Raw genomic sequence first — 17392 nt, forward strand, 5'->3', positions numbered from 1 at the left:
CGGCGCTATGGGTGACCGGGGCGGTTTCGCGCGCGTTCGCGCGGCTTGGACTGCGTGAGTGCGGCGCCTGCCAGGACGATCACCGCGCCGACCGGCGTCGACCAGCTCAGGGACTCGCCGAGCACGGCGACGCCCGCCGTGGTGGCGATGACCGGGACGAAGTACGTGACCATCTGGGCCGTCGTCGGCCCGACCTCGGAGACGAGGTCGTACTGCATGAGGAAGGCGAGCCCGGTGCCGACGGCACCCAGTGCCACGATCGCGAGGAGCGGCACGACGGGGAAGTGCGTGGGGAGCGACGTGAACAGCGGCGTCACCACGGCCAGTTCGACGGTCGCGATCAGCAGTTGGGCGCCGGTCAGCGAGAGGTTGGAGTGACCGGAGCCGGCCAGAGTGCGGCGCACGTAGATCCAGCCGATCGGGTAGCACAGCGCGGCGAGCAGTGCCATCGACGTGCCGCGGAAGTCGAGGCCGCTGAAGCCCTGCCAGGCGCCGAGGACCGTGAGCACCCCGAGGAACCCGATGCCGAGTCCCGCGACCCTGCGCCGCGTCGGGCGGTCCTCGGAGAGCGCGACCAGGGAGAGCGCCATGCCCCACAGGGGCGAGGTCGCGTTGCAGATACCGGCGAGCGTGGACGGAATCGTCAGCTCCGCGTACGCGAACAGCGAGAACGGCAGGGCGTTGAGCAGGAGCGCCGCGACCGCGAGATGCGCCCACGTCCGCGCCCCGCGCGGCAGCCGCTCGCGCTTGACCACGAGGACGACCGCGACGACCGCGGTGCCGAAGAACAGGCGCCCCAAGGTGACCTGGAACGGCGCGTAGCTCTCCGTGCCGACCTTGATGAGGAGGAAGCTGAAGCCCCAGATCAGCGAGAGGAGGCCGAAGCGGAGGCGCCAGCCGAGGGCGCGGCGGGGCTTCGGATCGACGGGGGCGGGCGGGGGAGAAGCAGCGGCGAGGGAGCCCTGAGGGGTGGAGGTGACGCTCATGTACGTCACCTTGAGGCCGCAGACGTCGTAGAACAAGCGAAATAAACTGCCTGGTATCGCGTAGCATTGCTTATGTGTTGAACCTGGAACGCCTGCGCACGCTCGACGCACTGGCCCGGCACGGCTCGGTCAGCGGCGCCGCGGCGGGCCTGCATGTCACGACGTCGGCCGTCTCGCAGCAGATGACCAAGTTGGAGCGCGAGGTGGGCCAGCAGCTCCTCGCCAAGAACGGCCGGGGCGTGCGCCTCACCGATGCCGGACGGCTGCTCGCCGAGCATGCCGGGCGCATCCTCTCCCAGGTGGAGCTCGCGCAGTCCGACCTGGAGGAGCAGCGCGGCAAGGCCGTCGGGGAGCTGCGTATCGCAGCCTTCCCCACGGCGATGCGCGGCCTGCTGCCCGCCACGCTCAGCGCATTGCGCGGCGACCATCCCGGCCTGCGCGTCCGATCCCAGGAGATGGAGGCCCAGCCCGGGGTGGCCGCCGTGGTGCGCGGCGACATCGACATGGCGGTCGTCCTCGACTGGTACAACAAGCCGCTGCCGATGCCAGAAGGCCTGGTCAGGGCGCCCCTCCTGGACGACCCCGCCGATGTCGCCATGCCCGCGGCCCACCCCCTCGCCGACCGCGTCGAAGTGGACCTGGAGGAGTTCGCGGACGACGAGTGGATCGCCTGGGCGGAGGGGGAGTTCTGCCACGAGTGGCTGATGTTCACGCTGCGCGCCAAGGGCATCGAGCCGCGGATCGCGCACCGCGCGGAGGAGCATCACACGCAGCTCGCCCTGGTGGCAGCGGGTCTCGGCGTGTGCGTGGCGCCCCAGTTGGGGCGCGATCCGATGCCTGCCGGGGTCAGGACGGTTCCGGTGCGGCATCGGGTGCACCGTCATGTGTACGCGGTGTGGCGCGCGGACGCCGACCGCCGGCCCTCGATCAGGGCGGCGGTCGAGGCGCTCCAGGGGGCGGGGGCCGGGCTGGGCTAGCGCTCGGAGAAGGGGTGCGCATCCGCCCCGCTCAGGGGCGGGCCTGCAGCTCCGCCAGCTTCCGGAAGTCCCAGGACGCGATCGCGTCGGGCGTGAGCCGGATCCACGCGTGCTTCCCGTCGTACGGCATCGTGTCCATCCCGAAGTACTTCTGGGTGAACAGCCTCTCGGGTACGTCGAGTTCGGGGCAGGGCTCGCCCACGCGCGGCGACTCGGCCACGAAGACCGCCGTCCCGGAGAGCTCCACGCCCCGCAGCTCCCCGTACTCGACGCCCGAGTCGATCACCACGGCGATCCGCTGGTCGCTCCGAAGGTCCGCCCAGCGCTTGCTGCGAGTGATCGAGAACAGCCACAAGGACGTGCCGTCCCAGGCGAACCAGAGCGCGCTGACGTGCGGGGCGCCGTCCCCGGACACGGTCGCGACCCGGCAGGTGCGTTCGGCGCCGAGGAACGCGTCGAGCTCGTCCGGCGACATCATGATCCTGCGGCCCCGGCGCTGTGTGACGGCCATCGGTCCTCCCGCGACAAGTGGAAACAGTGGGCGCACGGCCAGAACTGACAAGCCGTCAGATCTGTCCGTCAGGAAAGCATGCGGTCTCTTCCGCCGTGGCGCAATGGCCGCTAACCTCCGCGCATCCCGGTCGTCGCCGGTCGCCTTCGCTGTCCCGGACGACCCCGCCGACCCGAATGAATCGGACAGGGGGAGCGATGCCGTCGTACGAACAGCTCAGGGAACTCCTCGATCCCGCCACCACCGTACTGATGACCGTCGAGTGCCAGCAGGGTGTGGTGGGGACGGAGAGCGCGCTGCCCGAACTCGCCGCCGAGGCCCGCTCGTCGGGCGCGCTCGCCAATGTCGCGCGGCTCGTCTCCGCCGCCCACCAGGCCGGGGTCCAGGTTCTGCACGCCGTCGCCGAACGGCGGCCCGACGGGCGCGGGGCCAACCACAACGCCCGCCTCTTCCGTGCCGCGGGACGGCTGCCCGTGCAGCAGCTCTCCGGGACGAAGGCCGTGCGGATCGCGCCGCCCATCGAGGTGGCCGAGGAGGACTTCGTCGTACGGCGGCTGCACGGGCTCTCGCCGCTCGCGGGCACGGACGTCGACCCGCTCCTTCGCAACCTGGGGTGCCGCACCCTTCTGGTGGCCGGCGTTTCGGCGAACGTGGCGATACCGAACGCCGTCTTCGACGCCGTGAACCTGGGCTACACCGCCGTCGTGCCGTCGGACGCCATCGCGGGAGTCCCCTCCGACTACGCCCCCGCGATGATCCGCAACACGCTCGCCCTGGTGGCCACCATCGCCACCACCGAGGACGTCCTCGGCAGCTGGAAGCGGCAGCCCCCTAGGCCAGCTTGATCGAGTCCCCGTCCACACTGATCTGTGCGGCGGGCAGTGGCTTCGGCGCCGGAGAGGCCTTCACGCTCCCGTCGGTGATGGCGAACTTGCTGCCGTGGCAGGGGCAGTTGATGGTGCCGCCCTCGACGCTCGTCACCGGACACTGTTTATGGGTGCAGCGGTTCGAGAAGGCCTTGAACTCGCCCTTGGTCGGCTGGGTCACCACCACCCCCTCCTCCTTGAAGATCTTGCCGCCGCCCACCGGGATCTCCGATGTCTTGGCGAGCACGGCCCCGGCGGCGCCCCCGCCACCGGATGCTTTGGAGTCGTCGGGAGTCTTCTTCGCGTCCGGAGCGGAGCCGTAGTTGTCGCCGCCGCTGTCGCCGCTCTCACCGCAGGCCACGAGGGCGGCGGCCAGGCTGACGACGCCTGCGGCCGCGACGACCGAACGGCGGGAGAGCGCGGGCAGCGGTTCCCTGGAGACGGGCAGAAGTTCCTTCGAGGGTTCCTTCGAGATGGTCATGACCGGTGGTACGAGGCCGCGCGCCGATATGTTCAAACGCTCAAGCACTTCTTGCGCGAGCCGCGTTCGGACCGGCATTAACCTGGGGCAATGCTCACCGAAGTCACCGCGGTCCGCTACGTCACGCCCCTGCGGGAGGGCGGATCGCTCCCCGGCCTCGTCGAGGCCGCCGACGGCCGGGGAACGTACGCGCCGTACGTCATGAAGTTCACCGGGGCCGGACAGGGCCGCAAGACGCTCGTCGCCGAGGTGATCTGCGGGCAGCTCGCGCGTGGCCTGGGGCTGCGGGTGCCGGGGCTCACGCAGGTCCTGCTCGATCCGGTGCTCGGCCTCGGCGAGCCCGACCAGCAGGTGCAGGGGCTGCTCAAGTCGAGCGGCGGGCTGAACCTCGGGATGGAGTACCTCTCGGGGGCGCTCGGCTTCGACTCGCTCGCGTTCGACGTCGATCCGGCCGAGGCGGGCCGTGTCGTGTGGTTCGACGCGCTCATCAACAACGTGGACCGCTCCTGGCGCAACCCGAACATGCTCGTGGTCGGCGGCGACCTGTGGCTCATCGACCACGGCGCGAGCATGATCTGGCACCACAACTGGCGCACCGCCGAGACCGCGGCCACCAAGCCGTACGACGCCTCCGACCACGCCCTCGCCCCGTTCGGCCCCGATGTCGCCACGGCCGCCGCCGAGCTCGCACCGCTCGTCACCGAGGAGCTCCTCGCCGCCGCCGCGGCCGACGTGCCCGACGTATGGCTGGTGGACGAGCCGGGCTTCGAGAGCCCCGACGCCGTGCGCCGCGCCTATGTGGCGGCACTCCTTCCGAGGGCCAAGACCATCCACGAACGCATCCAGCTGCCCGAGCCGCAGCGGAAGGGCGCAGGACAGTGACCGAGCAGCCGATCGAGCACGACGTCATCGAGCACGACGTCATAGAGCGGGACGTCTTCGAGTACGCCCTGGTGCGTGTCGTGCCGCGTGTGGAGCGCGGTGAGCAGTTCAACGCGGGCGTGGTGGTCTACTGCCGGGCCAAGTCCTTCGTATCCGCCCGTACGCATCTCGACGAGAACAAGCTGCGGGCCCTGGACCCGGCGGCCGACCTGCCCGGCATCAGGGCCGCGCTAGGCGCCGTCGAGCGGATCTGCGCGGGTGGCGAAGGCGCAGGTCAGGCCGAGCGGGACGATGCGGGGCGGCGCTTTCGGTGGCTGATCGCGCCGCGCTCGACCGTGGTGCAGCCGGGGCCTGTGCACACGGGTCTCACGGCGGATCCTGTCGCAGAGGTGGACCGGCTCCTCGACCTCCTGGTGAGGTAAAGAATCACAGCCCCCTGTGCGCCGTTGACACCGGGTGCCAGGGCTTCTAGCGTCTCGTTCAGCTGAAGGTACTAAGCGGTCGCTCACCATCGGGGCGTACCGTAGAGCCGCATCCCAAGGGCGAGGAGAACCAGCATGTCCACCACTGAGCAGCGCGTCGCGGTCGTGACCGGAGCAGCGCGAGGCATCGGCGCGGCGACCGCCGTGCGTCTGGCCGCCGAAGGCCGCGCCGTCGCGGTGATCGACCTCGACGAGGCCGCCTGCAAGGACACCGTCGCGCAGATCACCTCTGCCGGTGGCAAGGCGATCGCCGTCGGCTGCGACGTGTCCGACGAGGCTCAGGTCGAGGCGGCCATCGCCCGGATCGCCGACGAGCTCGGCGCGCCCACGATCCTCGTGAACAACGCCGGTGTGCTCCGCGACAACCTCCTCTTCAAGATGAGCGCGACCGACTGGGACACGGTCATGAACGTGCACCTGCGCGGTGCGTTCCTGATGTCCCGCGCGATCCAGAAGCACATGGTGGACGCCAAGTTCGGCCGGATCGTGAACCTCTCCTCGTCCTCCGCGCTCGGCAACCGCGGCCAGGTCAACTACGCGGCGGCCAAGGCCGGCCTGCAGGGCTTCACCAAGACCCTGGCCAAGGAGCTCGGCAAGTTCGGCGTCACCGCCAACTCCGTGGCCCCCGGCTTCATCGTCACCGAGATGACCAAGTCCACCGCCGACCGCGTCGGCATGGGCTTCGAGGACTTCCAGGCCGCTGCCGCCACGCAGATCCCGGTGCAGCGCGTCGGTCGCCCCGAGGACATCGCCAACGCCATCGCCTTCTTCACGGGCGACGCCGCGGGCTTCGTGTCGGGTCAGGTCATGTACGTGGCCGGCGGGCCGCTCAACTAGTTCCGCTCGACTAGTTCTCGACGAGTTCCGGTCCGGTAGTTCCGGCCCGGTAGTTCTGTTCCGGAGGGTTGCGGAGATGGCAGTGCAGGACAGTGGAAAGGCCGCGCTCATCACGGGCGCGAGCCGCGGCATCGGGTACGGCGTCGCGGAGGCGCTCGTCGCCCGCGGTGACCGTGTGTGCATCACCGGCCGCAACGAGGACGCGCTCAAGGAGGCCGTCGAGAAGCTCGGCGCCGACCGCGTCATCGGCGTGGCGGGCAAGGCACACGACGAGGCCCACCAGGCGGTCGCCGTCGAGCGCGCCATGGAGGCCTTCGGGCGGGTCGACTTCCTCATCAACAACGCCGGTACGAATCCGGTGTTCGGGCCGATGGCGGAGCTCGACCTCAATGTGGCGCGCAAGGTCTTCGAGACCAACGTGATCTCGGCGCTCGGCTTCGCCCAGCAGACCTGGAAGGCCTGGCAGAGTCAGAACGGCGGTGCGATCGTGAACATCGCCTCCGTCGCGGGTGTCGCTCCCTCGCCGTTCATCGGCGCGTACGGGATGAGCAAGGCCGCCATGGTCAACCTCACGCTGCAGCTCGCGCACGAGTTCGCGCCGAAGGTGCGGGTCAACTCGATCGCGCCGGCCGTGGTCAAGACCCAGTTCGCCAAGGCGCTGTACGAGGGCCGTGAGGAGGAGGCCGCCGCCGCGTACCCCCTGGGGCGGCTCGGTGTGCCCGAGGACATCGGGGGCGCCGCCGCGTTCCTCACGTCCGGCCAGTCCGACTGGATCACGGGCCAGACACTCGTGGTCGATGGCGGCATCTTCCTCAATGCGGGCGTGAGCTGACGAAGGCCGCGCAATCGCCAGGTACGACCATCTAGAGGGACGTACATACGCATCAAGTGCCCCGTCGGCGCCGCAAGTTGGCCTGGCGGGGCATTGCGGTAGGGTCTGCCGACCCATGGCATGGACGAGCGAGGAGCGTGCGCGTGTTCAGTGATGTTCGCCTGGTGATGTCGGCGGGTGCCCGTGGCCTGGCCGGGCTGCCCCGCCGTGGCCTGAGACCGGCGGCGGCGCTGGTGTCCGTATCCCTGCTCGCGGGGTGCGGAGCCATCTCGTCGGACGATTCCGACGAGGACAAGCAGATCACCGTCGGCACGATGAGTGCTCCCAGCACTCTCGATCCCGCGGCCGCATGGGACAGCTCCTGGGAGCTTTACCGCAACGTTTTCCAGACGCTCCTGAGTTTCCCCAGCGGGGCGGCCGAGCCCGAACCGGACGCGGCCGAGTCCTGCAAGTTCACCGACGCGGCGAACCAAGTCTATACCTGTCAGCTGCGGGATGATCTCAAGTTCTCCGACGGCCACGAGCTCGACGCCGATGCGGTCAAGTACACCTTCGACCGGATGCGGCGCATCGATGTGAAGGGCGGCCCGACGGGACTGCTCGGATCGCTCGACTCGGTCGAGGCGAAGGGCGACCGGACGGTCACGTTCCGGCTCAAGAAGCCGGACGCCACCTTCCCGTTCGTGCTCTCCACGCCCGCCATGTCGATCGTCGACCCCCGCGAGTACCCGGCGGACAAGCTCCGCGACGGCACCTCGATCGCGGGTTCCGGGCCCTACGCCCTGCAGTCGTACAGAGCCGGTGAGAAGGCGGAGCTGGTCAAGAACACCCAGTACAAGGGTGCGGCCGACCGCAAGAACGACGCCGTCACGATCCGCTACTTCAAGAAGTCCTCGACCATGGTCGAGGCGCTGCGGAACAAGCAGATCGACGTCACCTTCCGTGGGCTCGCGGCCCAGGACATCGTCGACATGCAGGCGAACAAGCACGAGCAGGAGGGCATCCAGCTCGTCGAGGGCTCGGGCACCGAGATCCGCTACCTTGTGTTCAACCCCGATGACCCCTGGGCCAGGAAGAAGGCGGTCCGGCAGGCCTTCGCCCAGGTCATCGACCGCCCGGCCATCGCCCACAAGATCTACCAGGACACGGTCGAGCCGCTGTACTCGATGGTCCCCCAGGGGCTCATCGGGCACGGCACCGGTTTCTTCGACGACTACGGAGACCCCAGCGAATCCAAGGCCGCGAGCATCCTCAAGGGCGCGGGCATCAACAAGCCGGTGCCGCTCACGCTCTGGTACACGACGGACCGCTACGGTTCGGCGACCGAGGCGGAGTTCCAGGAGATCAAGCGGCAGCTCGAGGCATCCGGCCTCTTCGAGATCACGCTCAAGGGCCGCCCCTGGACGGAGTTCGACGCGGGCACCAAGAAGGGCGAGTACCCGGTCTTCGGCCGTGGCTGGTTCCCCGACTTCCCCGACGCGGAGAACTTCATCGCGCCGTTCGTCGGCGAGAAGAACGTGCTCAACACGCCGTATCCGTCGCGGGAGATCACCGATGAGGTGCTGCCGCGCTCACGCCGTGAGGCCGACCGGGGGGCGCTGGCCGACGACTTCGAGCAGGCCCAGAAGGTCCTCGTCGACGACGCGCGGCTGCTCCCGCTGTGGCAGGGGAAGCAGTACATCATGGCGAGCGAGGAGATCGCGGGCGGCGAACGTGCGCTCGACCCCTCGGCGATCATGATGATGTGGGAGCTGGAGCGCAAGACCAGCTGGTAGGCAGGACCGGCTGGTAGTGCAGGACCAGCTGACAGCGGGGGGATCGTGGGCAGCGGGGATCGAGCCGATTGTCAGTGGCCGCCGGTAGGTTCTGTGGTGAGAAGTGACCGCACACCGGAGGTTGTTGACGTGACCGACATCGCCATGCTGCCCGCGTCCTGGCGCGGAGTCCTCGGCGAGGAGCTGCAGAAGCCCTACTTCAAGGAGCTCACCGAGTTCGTCGAGGAAGAGCGTGAGAAGGGCCCTGTCTATCCTCCGCGTGACGAGGTGTTCGCCGCACTCGACGCGACTCCGTACGACCAGGTGAAGGTCCTCGTCCTCGGCCAGGACCCGTATCACGGCGAGGGCCAGGGGCACGGCCTCTGCTTCTCCGTGCGGCCCGGCGTGAAGACCCCGCCCTCGCTGCGGAACATCTACAAGGAGATGAAGGAGGAGCTCGGCCACCCCGTGCCGGACAACGGCTATCTGATGCCGTGGGCCCAGCAGGGTGTGCTGCTCCTGAACGCGGTGCTCACGGTCCGCGCGGCAGAGGCCAACTCCCACAAGGGCAAGGGCTGGGAGAAGTTCACGGACGCGGTGATCCGCGCCGTGGCCGACCGCCCCGACCCCGCCGTCTTCGTCCTCTGGGGCAATTACGCCCAGAAGAAGCTGCCGCTCATCGACGAGGAGCGGCACGTGGTCGTGAAGGGCGCGCACCCCTCGCCGCTCTCCGCGAAGAAGTTCTTCGGCTCGCACCCCTTCACGCAGATCGACGAAGCGGTGGCGGCACAGGGGCACGAGCCGATCGACTGGCGCATCCCGGACCTGGGCTGACTGGCCTGAGCGGACTGACCTCGGCCGACTGACCTCGGCCGACCTCAGCCGATCGTGTACGTGACGGTGTACGGCACGGCGCGGGTGCGGGGCTCGTCGGCGGGGGCGCCTCAGGCTCGGGCTCGAGGCCGAGGTGCCCGGCCCGCCCGAACTCCACGCCGAGCTGGCAAGGACCGTCACCGGCCTGGCCCAGCGGTACGCGTGAGCGCCTCGCGGCCCATCGCGCCTGACCGCGATTGTCAGTGGGGGCCGATAGCGTCGAGAGCGGTGGGCACGATGGGCGTACGAGTGTGGAGGACCCGGTGGCGGAGCAGCAGGAGCAGTCGGCGGAAGACGCCATGATGACCCGGATCGGGCAGGCGGTCATGCTGCACCACGGGGGCGACCGTGAGGAAGCTCAGGGCCGCTTCCTCGGTCTGTGGTCGGAGATCGGCGAGGAGGGCGACCCCCTGCACCGCTGCACACTCGCGCACTACATGGCCGACACGCAGGAGGACGCCTCGGACGAACTGGCGTGGGACCTGCGGGCGTTGTCGGCGGCGGACGAGCTCACGGACGAGCGGCTGCACGAACACCACGACTCGATCGCGGTCCGCGGTTTCTACCCCTCCCTGCACCTCAACCTCGCCGCGGACTACGCGAAGCTGGGGCGCCCCGAGGCGGCACGCAATCACATCCGGCGGGCGCGTGGGGCAATCGGGGCGCTGGGCGACGACGGGTACGGGGACGGGATCCGGGCGGCCATCGGGAGGCTTGAGCTGCGGCTGGGTGAGGGGAGCGAGGTGGAGTGAGCCGGGGCGGAACCGAGGGCGGGGGCGGATCCGGAGGCCGGGGAGCGCCGCGTCAACGCCCGTAGGTTCCCTCGCAGATGGTGGCCTCGGGGCTGCCCGGCTTCCACCTGCCGTACTCCTCACCCATGGCGCAGACGTCAAGGACCGTGGGTGCCGCGGAAGGAAGCGCGGGCAGAGCGGCGGCCTCGGGGCGGTCGCCGTGGCGGTGCGGGGGAGCGTCGGCGCGCTCGGGCCGCTCGGGACGGGGGGAGCGGGGCGGCGCCGCGGGCACCGGCGACGCGCTGCCCGTGGTGCTCGGCGCCGGACCGCGGGGCGGCCCGATGAGCTCGAGCGCCTCCCGCGCCGGGGCCTCCACGACCCGTGGGTGCGCGCTGCCGTCCGGGCGCGGCGCCGGGGGCCGGGCATGCGCGGCGGTGGGTCCCTGTGCGGGATGCCGCTCGACGCTGACACACCCGGAAACGGCGGTGACCGCCACGGATACCAGGAGCGTCGCGGTGGTCGTGGTTCTGTGCATTCGCGCAACTCTGGTGCGTCACATCGCCCTTCGGGAAGGGAATGGGCCCAGGATGCCCCGCATGGGTGAAGGGCTCGTCCGTCCTGCCGTCCACGCCCCTTCGCGTCAGTCGCCCGTCGCACCGTCCACCAGCTCACGGACGATGTCCGCGTGGCCGTTGTGGCGGGCGTACTCCTCGATCATGTGGGTGTAGATCCAGCGCAGGTTGAAGTGTTTGCCCCGGTGGAGGCTCTTGCCGACGGACAGGTCGTCGAGGCCGAACCTCGCCGTCGCCTCACGGGCCGCGGCGATCTCCGCCTGCCAGGTCGCTTCGGCCTCCGCCCAGGTGTCCTCCTCGGCGGGGTTGAAGTCGCGCTCCGGCTCCTCCTCGGTGCAGTAGATCTCCGACAGGTTCTCGCCGGACGCGATGACGCGGAACCAGTACCGCTCGTTCTCGGACAGGTGCCGCACGAGACCCATCAGGGAGAGGCTCGAAGACGCGACGGGGGCGCGCCGCAGCTGCTCGTCGTCGAGGCCGGCGCACTTCGACAGGAGCGTCGCGCGGTGGTAGTCGAGCCAGCCCTCGATCGACGCGCGTTCGTCGGAGGTGAGGGACGGCTCGGCGCGGTGGGCGGGGTCGATGGGCAGCGTCGCGCCCTGCCTCGGCTCGGGTGTCTGCATCGTTGTCATGCGGGGCATCCTCGCCCGGCGCGCGGCACCGCGCCAGCGAGATTCCCGGAGCGCGTCAGGCCTGATTCCCCAGATCGCGCAGATCCCCCGGATCCCCCAGCATCCCGCGCAGCAACTCCCGGAAGCCGGCCCGCAGCTCCTCCTCGCTCGGTACGGCGGCGTGGTACGAACCGGCGACGCACGAGAAGAGCAGCCCGTCGCACCACGCCACCAGGGCCAGGGTGTGCCGATCGGGATCCGTCGACCCCGCGGCCCGCAGCATGGCCGTCAAGGGCTCCCTGAACTGCGCCCCCGCCGCGTCGTAGTAGGCGCGCAGCTCCGGCCTGCGGGTCGCCTCCAGGGCCAGCTCGTAACGGGAGACGAGCAGGTGGCGGGAGCCTTCGGCGAGGTAGCGGTGCAGGGCGAGGGCGAGCGAGGCGACGAGGGGCTCGCGGCCGCCCGCGGCGTCCGGCAGCTCGCCCGGATCGAGCACCACCGCCTCACGCTCGGCCTGTCTGCGCACCACTGCCTCCAGGAGCGCGAGCCGGGTGCGGGCGTAGTTCGACGTCGAACCCTGCGGGAGCCCCGCGGCGTCGTCCACGGCCCGGTGCGTGAGGCCCCGCATGCCGCGCTCGGCGAGCAGGGCGAGCGCCGTGTCGGCGATCAGTTCGGTGCGGGGCGGCCCCGCGCTGCGTACGGACATGCGGTCCAGCCTACCGCCGTTCACTACAGGTGTAGTACGGTCGACGTATCGCGCACTACAGGTGTAGTGAAGGGCTCGCGGAAAGGCCCGCGGACGGACCTCTCGCCTCCAGGAGGAGTCATGGCACCAAAGCCCCAGCAGGACCCCACGCCCCACGCAGTCGTCATCGGCGGCGGCATCGGCGGCCTCACCTCCGCCATCGCCCTGCACCAGTCGGGCTGGCGGGTCACCGTCCTGGAGCGGGCCGCCACCCTGGAGCCCGTCGGCTCCGGCATCGGACTCGCCCCCAACTCCCAGCGCGCCCTCGACGTCCTCGGCCTCGGCGATCGGGTCCGCGAGCTCGCAGCCTGGGAGGGCGGAGGCGGGATGCGCGCACAGGGAGGGCGCTGGCTCGTGCGGACCAGCGCCTCGGCGACTTCGGAGGAGTTCGGCGGCGCGCTCGTCCTCGTGCACCGCGCGACCCTCGTCGACCTGCTCGTCTCCGCGCTGCCCGCCGACGCCCTGCGCACCGGAGCGCATGCCGAGCTCGCCGATCGGGGAACGGAGAGCCGCAGGGCCGTCGTCCGTACCGACGACGGTGACATCGACGCGGACCTCGTGGTCGGCGCCGACGGCATCAACTCGGCCGTGCGCTCGGCCCTGTTCCCGGCCCATCCGCAGCCGACGTACACGGGATTCACGGCCTGGCGCCTCATCGTCCCCGCACCCGGCCGCCACTTCGAACCCCACGAGACCTGGGGGCGCGGCGGAGTCTGGGGCACCCATCCGCTCAAGGACGGCAGGATCTACGCGTACGCCACCGCCACCGTCCCCGAAGGCGGCCACAGCCCCGACGGCGAGAGGGCCGAGCTGGCGCGCCGCTTCGCCGACTGGCACGACCCGATCCCCGCGATCATCGCCTCCGCACGCCCCGAGGACATCCTGCGCAACGACGTGCGCCACATGAGTACGCCGCTGACCCACTATCACCGGGGCCGCGTCGCCCTCATCGGCGACGCCGCGCACGCCATGGCGCCCACCCTCGGCCAGGGCGGCAACCAGGCCATCGAGGACGGCGTCGTCCTCGCCCACCACGTGGCCCCGGGCGGCGACCTGGCCGCGGGGCTCGCCGGTTACAGCGCGGTGCGGGTGCCGCGCACCACGGCGATCGTCCGGCAGGCGGCGCGCGCCGCCCGCATGAACCATCTGACGAGCGCCCCGCTCATCGCCGTACGCAACGAACTGATCGCCGCGGCGGCACGCCTCGGCCCGGACCTGATCCTGCGGAGCTTCGCCTCGATCGCCGACTGGCGACCGCCGCAGCAGCCGTATGCTGCGGGAACAGAACTCGCACAGCGGTAGAACACAGCTGTCGAGAAGCGCGCAGTCGAGAAGCGCGCAGCAGAGAAGCACAGTGGTAGAGGAGACAGGGGACAGTGGTGAAGGTCGGCTGTATCGGACTCGGTGACATCGCGCAGAAGGCGTACCTGCCTGTGCTCACCACTCTGCCGGGGGTCGAGCTGCACCTGCAGACGCGCACGCCCGCGACCCTCGCGCGCGTCGCGGCCGTCCACCACATCCCCGACGAGCGCTGCCACACCGACCTGGACGCGCTGCTCGCCCGGGGCATCGACGCCGCCTTCGTGCACGCGTCGACCGCCGCCCACCCGGAGATCGTGACGCGGCTGCTCGAAGCGGGTGTGGCCACTTACGTCGACAAGCCCCTCGCGTACGAACTCGGGGACTCGGAGCGGCTCGTGCGCCTCGCCGAGGAGCGCGCGACGAGCCTCGCCGTCGGCTTCAACCGCCGCTTCGCACCTGGCTACGCGCAGTGCGCCGAGCACCCGCGCGAGCTGATCCTCATGCAGAAGAACCGCGTCGGCCTGCCCGAGGACGTACGCACGCTGGTACTCGACGACTTCATCCACGTCGTGGACACCCTGCGCTTCCTGGCGCCGGGGCCGATCGACCACGTCGGCGTGCGCGCCCGCGTCCAGGACGGCCTCCTGGAGCACATCGTGCTGCAGCTCGCCGGGGACGGGTTCACCGCGATCGGCATGATGAACCGGATGAGCGGCTCCACCGAGGAGGTCCTCGAAGTCTCGGGTCAGGACACCAAGCGGCAGGTGCTCAACCTCGCCGAGGTCGTCGACCACAAGGGCCAGCCCAGCGTGCGGCGGCGCGGCGACTGGGTGCCGGTGGCCAGGCAGCGCGGCATCGAACAGGTCGTGCTCGCCTTCCTCGACGCCGTGCGCGCGGGCAAGGTGCTCAGCGCCAAGGATGCGCTGGCGACCCATGAGCTGTGCGAGCGCGTGGTCCGTGCGGTTCAGGAGCAGGCCGCCTGAACCGTCCCTTCGCAGGTCCTCGCAGGGAACGCACGCCCAGGGCCGCGCACAGCACCGCGAGCACGCCGAGGGCCGCGTGCACGGGCCAGTCGCCGAACCTGACGTACGGCGTGACGCCCTTGGCCAGCGGAATGTCGTACGTCGCCGTCGAGCTCGCCGATGTGCCGAGCGGCGCCCCGACCCGCTCGCCGTCCGCGCCGTACACCGCCGAGACGCCGGTGAGTGTGGCGTGCACCATGGGGCGGCCCGTTTCGGCGGCCCGCAGCGCAGCGAGCGAGGCATGCTGCTCGGGCGCCCAGCTGGACTGGAACGTCGAGGTCGACGACTGCGCGAGCAGCAACTGGGCACCCTCACGCGTCAGATGGCGGCTCATGTCGGGGAACGCCGATTCGAAGCACACCAGCGGCCCGACCTTCAGGCCGTTCCCGACGTTCATCAGGACCGGACGCTCACCGCGCCTGCGGTCCTCGCCCGCCGCCTTGCCCACGGACGTCGCCCAGCCGAGGAGCGAGCGGGCGGGGACGTACTCGCCGAAAGGGACGAGCCGCATCTTGTCGTAGCGATCGCCGGTCGGGCCGTTGGGGCCCACGAGGACGGAGCTCTTGAATATGCCCGCCTCGTCGGAGCGGCGGGCGTCCACATTCACCAGGATGTCGGCCCCGACCTCCCTGGACAGCGCGGCTATCCGGCGCGCGACGTCGGGGCGATCCGCGAGGTCGTACCCGACGCTGCTCTCGCCCCAGACGACGAGGTCCAGATCCCGCCCGGCCAGGCCGCGCGTCAGCGCCTCCTCGCGCGCGAACCGCTTGTCCGCGCCGCCCACCCCGTCGATGACACCGGGCTGGACGACGGCCACGCGCATGCGGCCCGCGGGCTCGGGGCGCGGCGCCCAGGCCCAGGCGGAGGTGGTCACGGCGGCCACGGCCACGAGCCCGGCGGTGGCGGGGACGGCCAGGGCGACGGCCGTACGGGATGTCCCTGATGTTCCTGATGTGTTTGATGTTCCTGACGTCCCGGACCGGTGTACGGCCAAAGCCACCACGAGCACCGTGATGCCCGTGTTCAGGATGACGATCAGGGCGCTGACCAGCCACACCCCGCCGACCGACGCGAGGCGCAGGGCGGGCCCGACCTGCCACTGACTGGAGCCGAGCAGCCCCCAGGGCCCGCCCAACCCCTCCCAGGATCTGACCAGTTCGACCATCAGCCAGCCGGACGGCAGCACGACAAGGGCGGCCGCGGTCCGCCAGGGTGACGCCACCCCGCCAAGGAGCCGCCGCACCAGCCAGCCCCACGGCGCCCACAGCAGACCGAGCAGCGCGGCGATCAGGACGGTGAACACATGCAGGCTCGGCAGCAGCCAGTGATGCACCGCCACCATGAACCCGAGGCCGCCGAGCCAGCCGTCGAGCGCCGCCCTGCGCCCGGTCCGTGCCGAGCGCGCGAGCAGCATCCAGGGCACGAGCGCCACGTACGCGAACCACCACAGCGACGGGGCGGGGAAGGCGAGGGCGGGCAGGGCGCCGGCGAGGACGGCCAGTGCGCCGCGCCATCGGGCCGAAACGAGCAGCCCCGCCGTCGAGGCGGCCGAAAGGCGTGGCCGCCGCCGGTCCCGGTCGTCGCTGAGTTGATCCATGCAGCGCCTCCCTCGGCCTCGACGCCCGGTCGTTCCCCCAGTGTGCGCGCCCCGGACGATCTACGACAGTGTGCCTGCCGAGCCGTTTCCCGGCAGGCTCCCGATCGGCTCCCGGCCGGTTCTCAGTGGGTTCTCAGTTGGGTGTGCGATCGGGCGTGTGATGGGGCGTGTGGTTGGGGGAGCGCTGCTGGAGTTGGCGCCACTTCTCCTGCACGGTCACCTGACGCAGCAGCCAGCCCTCATGCGTACGCAGCGCCGTGAAGGCGTAGCGGCCACCGCATATGAAGTCCGGAGCCGAGGGTTCCGTGCCGCCTTCGCCGTCCCCCCTTCCCGCCTCGCCACCGCTGGACGCGAAGCGCATCGGATTCACGTAGTCGGCCTGTACGTGTGCGATGTCGCCGATGTCCTGGTCGAGCGTCCCGAACCGGAGCCTCCTGTTGACGATCAGATGCTGGCGCATCGGGAAGAGCTCCATCGTCCCGGCCAGCCATCCGGCCACCTCGGCGGCGCTCGCGTCGATGCCGCCCGCCGAGCTGTAGTCGGCGCGTCCGTCCGGAGTGAAGAGGTGCTGGTAGGCGTCCCAGTCGCCGTCGTCGACGGTCACTGCGTACTCGGTGATGAGGGAGTCGATGGCCAACCGGTCCATCACGGCGGCGAGTTCCACGCGCTGCGTCATCGGGTCAGTGTTGGGCACGGGGAGTACCGAGCCAAGAGGCGTGCACAAAAGACCCGGTTCGCACCCGGTTCGAGTACGGGTCACGTACGGATGAACTGCCTTACGATACGGCTCAGTTGACGGTCCGCAGGGGACAGGAACCCCCGAGACGGGAGGCCCGGTGAAGAACGAGCAGCGCATCGAAGCGTACAAACGCCAGGGCAATCGCCAGGAGCTGACGGGGCGCCAGAAGCGGCGCATCGCGAAGAAGGAGCGTCAGGGCAAGGGCTGACGCGGTAGTCGTCGACGGCCTGGTGGGTGGCTCGGCGTACAGAAACGCCGGGCCACCGACTAGGCCGCCTTCACGACCTCTTCGCGGACGGCGGCCGCCCACTCCGTCACCAACTGTTCATATTCGCTGCGCTGTTCGGCCGAGAGGCGGCCTCCGGTGCGCATCCACAAGCCGCGGATCCGCTCGTTCAATTCCGCGGCAGACCGTGCGGAACCACGGGGCTGAGGGCTTAAGGGCATGTGGTCAAGCCTAGGGGATGGCTACGACAATCGGAACTGTCCGCTACTGGGCAGATCCCCCAAGTGAGCATTCGCACAGCGGCAGGCCGCCTCCCGCGCCCGTCACCCGTGCGTCACCCGTACGGCGCATCACCGCGGAGTCTCAGGT

The 17392-nt window shown here is 70.5% G+C and carries 19 protein-coding genes and 1 pseudogene; 11 read left to right on the plus strand and 9 right to left on the minus strand.

Going from position 1 to position 17392, the window contains the following annotated elements; all coding sequences use genetic code 11:
• Positions 1 to 5: 5 nt before the first annotated feature.
• Entirely contained in the window at positions 6 to 986 is a 981-nt protein-coding gene (locus tag ACWFRJ_RS36315; protein ID WP_453540990.1) for a DMT family transporter, read from the minus strand.
• A gap of 74 nt (positions 987 to 1060) precedes the next feature.
• On the opposite strand from ACWFRJ_RS36315, the gene ACWFRJ_RS36320 reads away from it, so the two are divergent.
• Complete coding sequence (locus ACWFRJ_RS36320) at positions 1061 to 1963, plus strand: LysR family transcriptional regulator (protein ID WP_453540993.1); 903 nt, start codon at positions 1061 to 1063, stop codon at positions 1961 to 1963.
• Between the two features lie 31 nt (positions 1964 to 1994).
• Here the strand turns inward: ACWFRJ_RS36320 and ACWFRJ_RS36325 are convergent, their stop codons facing one another.
• Positions 1995 to 2474, minus strand: coding sequence for a pyridoxamine 5'-phosphate oxidase family protein (locus ACWFRJ_RS36325; protein ID WP_453540996.1), 480 nt, complete (start codon positions 2472 to 2474; stop codon positions 1995 to 1997).
• A 197-nt stretch (positions 2475 to 2671) separates the two neighbouring features.
• On the opposite strand from ACWFRJ_RS36325, the gene ACWFRJ_RS36330 reads away from it, so the two are divergent.
• Positions 2672 to 3319, plus strand: a complete 648-nt coding sequence (locus ACWFRJ_RS36330) for a cysteine hydrolase (protein WP_453540999.1) — start codon at positions 2672 to 2674, stop codon at positions 3317 to 3319.
• Here the strand turns inward: ACWFRJ_RS36330 and ACWFRJ_RS36335 are convergent.
• Complete coding sequence (locus tag ACWFRJ_RS36335; RefSeq protein WP_453541002.1) at positions 3306 to 3821, minus strand: Rieske (2Fe-2S) protein; 516 nt, start codon at positions 3819 to 3821, stop codon at positions 3306 to 3308. The two genes, ACWFRJ_RS36330 and ACWFRJ_RS36335, sit on opposite strands and share 14 nt — an antisense overlap.
• A 90-nt stretch (positions 3822 to 3911) precedes the next feature.
• Here ACWFRJ_RS36335 and ACWFRJ_RS36340 point away from each other — a divergent pair, with 90 nt between their 5' ends.
• From ACWFRJ_RS36340 to ACWFRJ_RS36370, 7 genes and pseudogenes are all read left to right on the plus strand, one after another.
• The gene (locus ACWFRJ_RS36340) at positions 3912 to 4703 is read left to right on the plus strand and encodes a HipA family kinase (RefSeq protein WP_453541005.1); all 792 of its coding nucleotides are present in this window, start codon (positions 3912 to 3914) and stop codon (positions 4701 to 4703) included.
• Positions 4700 to 5125: a DUF3037 domain-containing protein gene (locus ACWFRJ_RS36345; RefSeq protein WP_453541008.1), complete on the plus strand. Its 426-nt coding sequence runs from the start codon at positions 4700 to 4702 to the stop codon at positions 5123 to 5125. Before ACWFRJ_RS36340 ends, ACWFRJ_RS36345 begins: the two co-directional genes overlap by 4 nt.
• 135 nt (positions 5126 to 5260) lie before the next feature.
• Positions 5261 to 6022 carry a 3-oxoacyl-ACP reductase FabG gene (gene fabG / locus ACWFRJ_RS36350; RefSeq protein ID WP_453541011.1) on the plus strand — a complete coding sequence of 254 codons (762 nt, stop codon included), beginning with the start codon at positions 5261 to 5263 and terminating at the stop codon, positions 6020 to 6022.
• Between the two features lie 76 nt (positions 6023 to 6098).
• Positions 6099 to 6854 carry an SDR family oxidoreductase gene (locus tag ACWFRJ_RS36355; protein ID WP_453541014.1) on the plus strand — a complete coding sequence of 252 codons (756 nt, stop codon included), beginning with the start codon at positions 6099 to 6101 and terminating at the stop codon, positions 6852 to 6854.
• Positions 6855 to 7021: 167 nt separating this feature from the next.
• A complete protein-coding gene (locus ACWFRJ_RS36360) occupies positions 7022 to 8629 on the plus strand; it encodes an ABC transporter substrate-binding protein (RefSeq protein ID WP_453541564.1) in 1608 nt (535 codons plus the stop codon).
• A gap of 129 nt (positions 8630 to 8758) precedes the next feature.
• Positions 8759 to 9442 (plus strand): uracil-DNA glycosylase, encoded by a 684-nt coding sequence (gene ung, locus ACWFRJ_RS36365; protein ID WP_453541017.1) that lies wholly within the window; start codon positions 8759 to 8761, stop codon positions 9440 to 9442.
• 302 nt (positions 9443 to 9744) lie between these two features.
• A pseudogene (locus ACWFRJ_RS36370) lies at positions 9745 to 10298 on the plus strand (hypothetical protein).
• On the opposite strand, the gene ACWFRJ_RS36375 reads toward ACWFRJ_RS36370, so the two are convergent.
• The 3 genes from ACWFRJ_RS36375 to ACWFRJ_RS36385 form a co-directional block, all read right to left on the minus strand.
• Positions 10286 to 10747, minus strand: coding sequence for a hypothetical protein (locus ACWFRJ_RS36375; RefSeq protein WP_453541020.1), 462 nt, complete (start codon positions 10745 to 10747; stop codon positions 10286 to 10288). The pseudogene ACWFRJ_RS36370 and the gene ACWFRJ_RS36375 sit on opposite strands and share 13 nt — an antisense overlap.
• Before the next feature lie 105 nt (positions 10748 to 10852).
• Entirely contained in the window at positions 10853 to 11407 is a 555-nt protein-coding gene (locus ACWFRJ_RS36380) for a DinB family protein (protein ID WP_453541567.1), read from the minus strand.
• A gap of 64 nt (positions 11408 to 11471) precedes the next feature.
• Positions 11472 to 12098 carry a TetR/AcrR family transcriptional regulator gene (locus tag ACWFRJ_RS36385; protein ID WP_453541023.1) on the minus strand — a complete coding sequence of 209 codons (627 nt, stop codon included), beginning with the start codon at positions 12096 to 12098 and terminating at the stop codon, positions 11472 to 11474.
• Between the two features lie 120 nt (positions 12099 to 12218).
• Here ACWFRJ_RS36385 and ACWFRJ_RS36390 point away from each other — a divergent pair, with 120 nt between their 5' ends.
• Positions 12219 to 13439, plus strand: coding sequence for an FAD-dependent monooxygenase (locus tag ACWFRJ_RS36390; RefSeq protein ID WP_453541026.1), 1221 nt, complete (start codon positions 12219 to 12221; stop codon positions 13437 to 13439).
• A 77-nt stretch (positions 13440 to 13516) separates the two neighbouring features.
• Positions 13517 to 14422 (plus strand): Gfo/Idh/MocA family protein, encoded by a 906-nt coding sequence (locus tag ACWFRJ_RS36395; protein WP_453541570.1) that lies wholly within the window; start codon positions 13517 to 13519, stop codon positions 14420 to 14422.
• Here the strand turns inward: ACWFRJ_RS36395 and lnt are convergent.
• The 3 genes from lnt to ACWFRJ_RS36410 all read right to left on the minus strand — a co-directional run bounded on the left by lnt (position 14346) and on the right by ACWFRJ_RS36410 (position 17244).
• Positions 14346 to 16058: an apolipoprotein N-acyltransferase gene (gene lnt, locus ACWFRJ_RS36400; protein ID WP_453541028.1), complete on the minus strand. Its 1713-nt coding sequence runs from the start codon at positions 16056 to 16058 to the stop codon at positions 14346 to 14348. The genes ACWFRJ_RS36395 and lnt overlap by 77 nt on opposite strands.
• Before the next feature lie 133 nt (positions 16059 to 16191).
• Positions 16192 to 16734 carry a nuclear transport factor 2 family protein gene (locus tag ACWFRJ_RS36405; RefSeq protein ID WP_453541031.1) on the minus strand — a complete coding sequence of 181 codons (543 nt, stop codon included), beginning with the start codon at positions 16732 to 16734 and terminating at the stop codon, positions 16192 to 16194.
• 330 nt (positions 16735 to 17064) lie between these two features.
• Entirely contained in the window at positions 17065 to 17244 is a 180-nt protein-coding gene (locus tag ACWFRJ_RS36410; protein WP_453541034.1) for a hypothetical protein, read from the minus strand.
• Between the last annotated feature and the right edge of the window lie 148 nt (positions 17245 to 17392).

Source organism: Streptomyces sp. NPDC055239 (genome assembly GCF_053606205.1).

What these genes read in the sequence shown, in the direction of transcription:
- ACWFRJ_RS36315 (WP_453540990.1), bottom strand. Translation starts at nt 986, where the DNA reads ATGAGCGTCACCTCCACCCCTCAGGGCTCCCTCGCCGCTGCTTCTCCC.
- ACWFRJ_RS36325 (WP_453540996.1), bottom strand. Translation starts at nt 2,474, where the DNA reads ATGGCCGTCACACAGCGCCGGGGCCGCAGGATCATGATGTCGCCGGAC.
- ACWFRJ_RS36330 (WP_453540999.1), top strand. Translation starts at nt 2,672, where the DNA reads ATGCCGTCGTACGAACAGCTCAGGGAACTCCTCGATCCCGCCACCACC.
- ACWFRJ_RS36335 (WP_453541002.1), bottom strand. Translation starts at nt 3,821, where the DNA reads ATGACCATCTCGAAGGAACCCTCGAAGGAACTTCTGCCCGTCTCCAGG.
- ACWFRJ_RS36340 (WP_453541005.1), top strand. Translation starts at nt 3,912, where the DNA reads ATGCTCACCGAAGTCACCGCGGTCCGCTACGTCACGCCCCTGCGGGAG.
- fabG (WP_453541011.1), top strand. Translation starts at nt 5,261, where the DNA reads ATGTCCACCACTGAGCAGCGCGTCGCGGTCGTGACCGGAGCAGCGCGA.
- ACWFRJ_RS36355 (WP_453541014.1), top strand. Translation starts at nt 6,099, where the DNA reads ATGGCAGTGCAGGACAGTGGAAAGGCCGCGCTCATCACGGGCGCGAGC.
- ACWFRJ_RS36360 (WP_453541564.1), top strand. Translation starts at nt 7,022, where the DNA reads ATGTCGGCGGGTGCCCGTGGCCTGGCCGGGCTGCCCCGCCGTGGCCTG.
- ACWFRJ_RS36375 (WP_453541020.1), bottom strand. Translation starts at nt 10,747, where the DNA reads ATGCACAGAACCACGACCACCGCGACGCTCCTGGTATCCGTGGCGGTC.
- ACWFRJ_RS36380 (WP_453541567.1), bottom strand. Translation starts at nt 11,407, where the DNA reads ATGCAGACACCCGAGCCGAGGCAGGGCGCGACGCTGCCCATCGACCCC.
- ACWFRJ_RS36385 (WP_453541023.1), bottom strand. Translation starts at nt 12,098, where the DNA reads ATGTCCGTACGCAGCGCGGGGCCGCCCCGCACCGAACTGATCGCCGAC.
- ACWFRJ_RS36390 (WP_453541026.1), top strand. Translation starts at nt 12,219, where the DNA reads ATGGCACCAAAGCCCCAGCAGGACCCCACGCCCCACGCAGTCGTCATC.
- lnt (WP_453541028.1), bottom strand. Translation starts at nt 16,058, where the DNA reads ATGGATCAACTCAGCGACGACCGGGACCGGCGGCGGCCACGCCTTTCG.
- ACWFRJ_RS36405 (WP_453541031.1), bottom strand. Translation starts at nt 16,734, where the DNA reads ATGACGCAGCGCGTGGAACTCGCCGCCGTGATGGACCGGTTGGCCATC.
- ACWFRJ_RS36410 (WP_453541034.1), bottom strand. Translation starts at nt 17,244, where the DNA reads ATGCCCTTAAGCCCTCAGCCCCGTGGTTCCGCACGGTCTGCCGCGGAA.